Raw genomic sequence first — 6903 nt, 5'->3', positions numbered from 1 at the left:
CTATGGCTATCGGTATGGCTGACGTGGGTCGGTAGGAGGCCGTCCGCTTTTCCGGCGCCCCTACCGTGAAGCGGACCAGCGGCTTTCGGCGAGTTTCAGGCTCACCGGTGGGCGCCCATGAACGTCTGGGTTGGGTGGTTTTCTGCCGGTCCGCTTTCGGGCGGTTCAACAACGAAGCCGACATTGCGGTCGCGATCGCTCACGATCCATAGCTGAGGTTGCTAAGCAGTTGACACATCGCTGCTTGCGGAAGGCGAGCTTGGCGACTCAGGCAGCCGGGCTGTGTCGACAAGAGTACGTTCACTCGCCAGGCTACTCAGCTCGAAAGTCCACGGACGGCTTTCGACTAGCCCAGGCCGGTGGCAGACAATTCCGGCCGTCGACCCGCTCCGAAGGGGCGGGAGCAAGAGGCAGCTGTTTTCTAAGTAACTTTCTCTCAATCCGCACCTCGAATGCCCTCGATCGTAAGGGAGTCTCAATATCTGGGCCTATACACCCCAAAAAATGCCTATGATCGGCTGTGCCAGGTCCGATCTGAAGGCCGCAAGCAATGAGGCAAGCTTTAAGAGTGGACCGTGGCAACGAGAGCAACAGAAGAAAGAGGGGGATGCGCACGCTTCTGTGATGCTCAGGACGGCACTGCCGCCGTAGAGTTCGCAATGATAGGCGGATTGCTCATCTTCCTGTCCATGGGGATCATGCAGGTCGGCTTGTACATATACACGTCAGCCGCCTTGGAGAATGCCGTCGCCAAGTCGAGCCGCCAGATCATGACTGGCGCAGCGAGCGCTGGTACGCTGACAGCCGCACAGTTCCGCTCGAATGTACTATGCCCGGCGCTCCCAAGCGGGCTTTCCTGCGCCAATGTCATCACGAACATCAACACTATTCCTGAAGCCTCGTCACCTGGCGGGTTCTATCAGTACGTTAACAGCCAGCAGTCGTGGATCATTCCGCCGAGCATGGACAATACCAAGACTAGTTTCTGCACCGGTACCGGCGGGTCCGTGATTTACGCTCAGGTGTATTACGCAATGCCAGTTCTGTTTCCGACCCTTATCGGCACTGCGGCGACGACCTGGGGTGGGCGCTCGGTTTATTTCGTGGGATCTTTCGCAGCATTCCGGAACGAGCCGTTCCAGAGCTCGTCGAATACCGGTTGCTAGCGCATGCTCGCATCCTGCCTGCGCCTGCGCGCTTTCCCGTCAGACCGCCGCGGCGTCTCCGCAGTCGAGTTCGCTCTGTGCACGCCAGTCTTGATGGTGCTCCTCCTCGTCGGGTTCGATACCGCCCGCTACATCGTGGCTGCTCGTCGACTGGCGGTCCTTGCAGCCACCATCGGCCAGATGCTGTCGGTCTCGACCACCGGGCAGGTCGCCGTCGCCGACCTGCAATTCTACGAAGATGCCACAGTCGGCGTCTTTCCGCAGGTGCTGCAGGACTCTTACCAGCAAGGTGTCGCGTGGCGTAACGACATGGGCATGACAGTGTCGGTGGTGAACTTCACAGGCTCTAACCCAACATACACCGGCAAAGTTGGTTGGAGCGCAGGCACGAATTTGCGCCCGTGCAACGCGTCGATGATCGTAGCGTCCGATACGGCGCCGCCCAGCCCCACCGCCCTGCCAAGCGACACGTTCGGCCCAGGATCGCTTATCATCGTCGACCTGACCTACACGTTCCGCCCGACCATCGCGACGCGGTTTATGACGGCGCTGACGATCCCGCGCTCCTTCTATGTCCAGCCCCGCTACGTCGCCACGCTTACATATGGGGGCGCGGCCGGCGCGACAGTAAAGCAATGCTGAGGCTGTTATGATCCGCGCGAACCTTCTGAACCGCTTCGGTCGCGACGCAAGCGCCTCAACGGCGGTGTTCTTCGCCTTTTGCGCGATCCCAATGATAGGCATCGTCGGCATCGGGATCGACTATTACACAGCGCTTGCCAACAAGGCTCGCCTTGACGCTGCAGCTGACGCCGCCGCGATCGCCGGTATTACAGCCGCGCAGCAATACATAAGTGCCAACTCGAGCTCACAGATCGACCCCGGCTTGACGAGCAACGCGATCAGCGCCGGGCAGACCCAGGCTGGCAAGGCTTTCTACGCCAATGCAGGCAAGGCCAAGACGCTGGTCAACGCCGTAGCAAGCGCCGTCGTCGCCCGCAGCGGCCAAACACTAACCGCGAGCGTAAATTATACCGGGACGCAAGCGACCGCTTTCGGCAAGCTGTTCCGGGTCCCAACGTTCAGCCTCGCTGGCCATTCCGGATCGAGCCTGACCATGGGCTCATACCTTGATTTCTACCTCGCCCTCGACATGTCGGGATCGATGGGTCTGCCGACCAGCACGGCCGGCCAGCAGCAGCTGATGGCGATCAATCCAGACGACCGGAGCCAGTATCCAGGAGGGTGCCAGTTCGCCTGCCATTTTTCAGGCTTTCAAGGCTACGGCGTCGCCAAGAACAACAACATCACCCTAAGAGTAGACTCTGTTGGTAAGGCCGTTCAGAACTTGATTCAGACCGCCAACATTACGCAAACACTGAAGAACCAGTATAGGATAGGAATTTATACATTCATCGTAAACGTGATGCAGGCGGCGGCGCTGTCGTCGAACTTCGCCGCCGCCACGACCGTCGCTGGCCAGCTCGGCGCGACCTACCTCGATACCGGCCTGGCGAACGCGGCAACCCAAGTTATGGGTTCGGGCGGAACGCATTTTGAGAACGTCTTTCCGGGCGTGCAGCAGTACGCCCAGACCTTCGGTGACGGCTCATCACCTACGAAGCCAAAGGCATTCTTGTTCATCGTCACTGACGGTGCAGACAACAATCAGACCTACGATGGCAATGGCAACTGGACCGGATCGCAGCCGCAACGGCCAAACAACTTCCAATACTGCCAGACCGCCCAGCAGCAGGGGGTCACGGTGGCGATCCTATACGTTCCCTATCAGCCTATCTACAATCCGAACTCCAGCTTCGCCGGCGACGAGGATGGCAAGGTCAATACCGTAATTCCGAATATACCAGGCGACTTGCAGGCCTGCGCTTCTCCTGGATACTTCTTTACGGCCAATTCGGACACTGACATCAACAATGCGATGCAGACCATGTTTGCGCAGGCGCTTCGAGCCGCCCGGATAACACAATAGGGCATGTACTATGCCGCCAGCTACGCTTGTATCAGCAGATCAACAGTGGATCTCGACGATAGCGTATCAACGACGCTTGTTACTCGCCGTCTGATCGAGGCGAATTCGTATATCTAAAGGGGGTGCTTGGGGTAAAAACTCATCATGGAGGGGGAAAGCACCCAGCGTCGGGCACAAGGGCGCTTCCAAGTCAGACCGAGATTCATGTCCGCTTTGGAGATCCCACCGCAAGCCCCAAACCGACCGGATTGGGTCGGTAGGAGGCCGTCTGCTTTCCCAGCACATCTGTTCAGAAGCAGCCATTCCGCTTACGGCCAGACCACGTCTTGCCGAAATGCCATCTCGCGCAGAACCAGACGTTCGGCTTCGCGCCCAATTCGGTCATTGAGGGGTGGTAGGAGAAATCTCCAAAGCAGACGCTGTCCCAGGCTGATCCTTCCAAAAACTGGACACGGCGTATCCCGCGAGAGTCGGACTGGCATGTGATGAGCGCAACAGTCCCGAGCGTCACGGGCCATGATCGCCAGCGGAACAGCCTGATCGATGCGGGCCCCAGTGCGCAGAGGCGTTGAGAGCCGAATGCTGAATAGAGAGCATGCAGCTCGAATGGCAATCGTCATGATCCATTCGCTACCAGACCGGAGGTTGTCCATCGTGTTGTGGATCAGCAACTCGCGAATGATCCTCAAAGCCTCCATTCTGGCTGCCGCAATGTCCGCAAGTCTGACGCCATCTGTCTCGACGTAGTGCCGCGCTGCATCGATGTGAAAGAAGCAGTGAGGCATCGATCGCTCGGCCAAATCCAGCGAACAGATGTAGAGGGCTGGACAGCGCTAGGACCGGCCGAGTGTGCATAATCTGCCGGCTTCTCCGACACTGCTTCAGCGTGAGATCTTTCTGACGCTTAGGGTAAACATAAGTGCGATCAGGTTGACGCGACCGACAGTGTTGGCTTGAGCCGCGTTGCAGGTGAGGCTTTGGTTCCGACAAGCGATGGAGCTCAAGTTCAGCCTTTCGGCAGCGCCTCGCCGCCCCAGTTCACCTGTCGAGGGATTTACACCCACGATGATCTTCTCGGCGCCCAGTCATTTCCGGTGCGAGTCCAGCGCGGCACCCGGAGTTTCAAGCGTAGCCGTCTTGAAACGGAAACTGATGATCTTTCCAGACATTTCGGCCGCATGAAGAGCGTCGGCGACCGCTCTGGCTAGTGTGTCTTGATCGAAGGGCTTGCTCAGCCGAGGCAGAACAACGGGATACTCTGCTGATACTTCGGCGTAACCCGATGCCAGGATGACCGGCAAGCCGGGGTGCACGCTGGAGATCCGCTCCGCCAGCTGTGTTCCGGTCATGCCCGGCATGGCTTGGTCGGTAATGACGAGGTCTAGCCCTTGTCTGCAATTGAGAAGGTCCAAGGCCTCCTGGCCCGATCGGGCTGCGACGACGCGATGACCTAAATCCTCCAGCATGGCCACCGTGTTTTCGAGAACCAGCGGATCGTCATCGACGACGAGCACGGTCAAAGACCGCGACGACAGGCGCGGGGAAGGCGCAACGCTCGCAGTTTCCGCTCGTGCCCCCGCCTCAGCTAGCGGAAACCACATCTCTGCGGTCGTTCCCTCGCCAAGTCGGCTCCTGAGCGTGAGACGGCCTCGGGACTGTGCAGCCAAGCCCTGCACCATCGGCAGGCCCAATCCTGTTCCCTTGCCGACGCCCTTCGTGGTGAAGAACGGCTCCTGCGCGCGAGCGAGGGTTTCCGGGTCCATGCCGCTGCCTGTATCCGCCACCGAGAGGCAGACGTAGTGGCCCTCCGGAAGATCGGCCGCGTCCGCCTCGCCCGCTTCGCGCCCCGCAATCGTGATCGTGCCGCCCTCGGGCATGGCATCGCGCGCGTTCACAGTCAGGTTGAGAAGCGCAAGTTCACACTGATGCGCGTCCACCGTTACGCGCGGCAGGCCGAGCGGGAAGCGGGTCTCGATGTGCACCCGCGGTCCGATTGAGCGCTGAAGCAGATCCGTCATACCCTGCACGAGTTGAGGCAGGTCCACCGCCTCGGGTTTCAGCTGCTGCCGTCGCGCGAAAGCGAGCATGCGCTGCGTCAGGGCAGCACCGCGCTGCGCGCCTTGAACGGCGTTGTCGAGCAGGCGTGTGAGCTTGGGATCGTCCGGCAGGCGTTTGCGAAGCAGTTCAAGGCTGCCAAGCACCGCCATGAGGAGGTTGTTGAAGTCGTGCGCGACACCGCCAGTGAGTTGGCCCACCGCCTCCATCTTCTGAGCCTGTGCCAGCGCCTCACGGGCTTGATCTAGAGCTTCCTGGGCCTGCTTACGCTCGGTGATGTCGCGTGTGACCTTGGCGTAGCCGACGAGTTGCCCCTGATCGTCGCGGATCGCGTCGAGCACCACGTTGGCCCAGAAACGGCTGCCGTCCTTGCGCAGCCGCCAGCCCTCGGCCTCGAACCGCCCCTCGCGAACAGCAGTCTCAAGGGCCGCGGCGGGAACGCCGCGCTGGAGATCCTCGGGCGTGTAGAAGCGAGACAGATGGCTGCCGACAATCTCCTCGGCCGTGTAGCCCTTGATGCGCTCAGCCCCGGCGTTCCAGTTGGCGATCCGGCCTTCGGTGTCGAGCATGAAGATCGCGTAGTCCTTCACGCCCTGGAGCAGCAGCCGGAAGCGCTCCTCACTCGCGCGGAGAGCCACGGCCTCGTGCGCGGATGCCTCCGACAGGTGCCGGTCGAACATGGCGGCGGCAAGTGCCAAAACGAGGATCAGGAAGGTCGTGCCGGTGACCCAGAGCGCGAGGTAGGTTTGATTCACACCCGCGGTACTGTGGGCATGATCGATGGGAACATGTGTGCTGAACGCGGAACCCCGCATCGCGGCGTAGTGCATACCTGAAACCGCGAAGCCCATGACCGCGGCGGCCAGGAGCCGCAGCTTGACGCTGGTCTGCTGGAAGGCGAGCCAGAGCGCGGCGACGGCTGCGCCGATCGCGACGAGGATCGAGACGGCGACCCAGAGATGGTCGTATCGCAGGTCGGCCGGCATGCGCATGGCCACCATGCCCGTGTAGTGCATGCCCGCGATGCCGAGCCCCATCACGAGGCCGCTCAGGGTGAGGGCGACCGGTCCTGCGCCGGGCCGGTTGACGACGACGAAGCCCAGCCCCGTGACCGCGACGGGCAGCATCAGCGAGAGCAGGGTCAGGCGCAGGTCATAGCCGACCTCCAGGCCGGGGAGGCTGAAGGCAAGCATGGCGACGAAGTGCATCGACCAGATGCCGCCGCCCATGGCGAGGGCGGCGGTGGCGAGCCACGCACGCGAAGGCCACCCAGTGGTAGCACGCATTCGTGCGGCGAGGTCGAGCGCCGTGTAGGAAGCGGCGGCGGCGATCAGGATGGAGAGTGCGACGAGGGCGGAGTCATGAGTTCCGGCGTGTGGCATCCTGGCGAATTACCTTACGACCTTGTTCAACGCGTGCGCTCATCGCTCCGGGTTCACCGGACGAGCCGAGAATGCACTACGTCCATTGCGGCAAGAGCAACACATGTTTGGATGTCGACAGCTCGGCACTACTTCGCTGCTGAGCTGCCGCTCAACGTCCAAAGGGCGCAGCCTTGTCGAGGTACCGTCGCCTCCGGCTGAGTGTGCCCGTATGAGGGCACTGCGACCTAGGTCGCATCTGGTGTCTCCGGTTGCCTTCAACCCACCAGGGGACAATAGATCATGCCTGTGCGGCTTCTAATCGGCCGAT

Annotated in this window: 4 protein-coding genes; 3 read left to right on the top strand and 1 reads right to left on the bottom strand. The window is 61.1% G+C overall.

Features of this window, described 5'->3' with window-relative positions; translation table 11 throughout:
* The first annotated feature begins 575 nt into the window (after nt 1-575).
* From OXS27_RS31235 to OXS27_RS31225, 3 genes are read left to right on the top strand one after another with little or no spacing between them, the layout of a single operon-like run.
* Nucleotides 576-1166, top strand: a complete 591-nt coding sequence (locus OXS27_RS31235) for a TadE/TadG family type IV pilus assembly protein (RefSeq protein WP_267361550.1) — start codon at nt 576-578, stop codon at nt 1164-1166.
* A 3-nt stretch (nt 1167-1169) separates the two neighbouring features.
* Nucleotides 1170-1808, top strand: a complete 639-nt coding sequence (locus OXS27_RS31230) for a TadE/TadG family type IV pilus assembly protein (protein ID WP_267361549.1) — start codon at nt 1170-1172, stop codon at nt 1806-1808.
* A 7-nt stretch (nt 1809-1815) separates the two neighbouring features.
* Nucleotides 1816-3156 carry a pilus assembly protein TadG-related protein gene (locus tag OXS27_RS31225; protein WP_267361548.1) on the top strand — a complete coding sequence of 447 codons (1341 nt, stop codon included), beginning with the start codon at nt 1816-1818 and terminating at the stop codon, nt 3154-3156.
* Nucleotides 3157-4241: 1085 nt separating this feature from the next.
* On the opposite strand, the gene OXS27_RS31220 is transcribed toward OXS27_RS31225, so the two are convergent.
* The gene (locus OXS27_RS31220) at nt 4242-6593 is read right to left on the bottom strand and encodes an MHYT domain-containing protein (protein WP_267361547.1); all 2352 of its coding nucleotides are present in this window, start codon (nt 6591-6593) and stop codon (nt 4242-4244) included.
* Between the last annotated feature and the right edge of the window lie 310 nt (nt 6594-6903).

The sequence above is a fragment of the Methylobacterium sp. GC_Met_3 genome (assembly GCF_026540775.1).
Lineage (GTDB): Bacteria > Pseudomonadota > Alphaproteobacteria > Rhizobiales > Beijerinckiaceae > Methylobacterium.
This window is presented reverse-complemented; position numbering and strand designations above follow the sequence as displayed.

Coding starts and splice junctions, on each gene's coding strand:
- OXS27_RS31230 (WP_267361549.1), top strand. CDS start 1,170: ATGCTCGCATCCTGCCTGCGCCTGCGCGCTTTCCCGTCAGACCGCCGC.
- OXS27_RS31225 (WP_267361548.1), top strand. CDS start 1,816: ATGATCCGCGCGAACCTTCTGAACCGCTTCGGTCGCGACGCAAGCGCC.
- OXS27_RS31220 (WP_267361547.1), bottom strand. CDS start 6,593: ATGCCACACGCCGGAACTCATGACTCCGCCCTCGTCGCACTCTCCATC.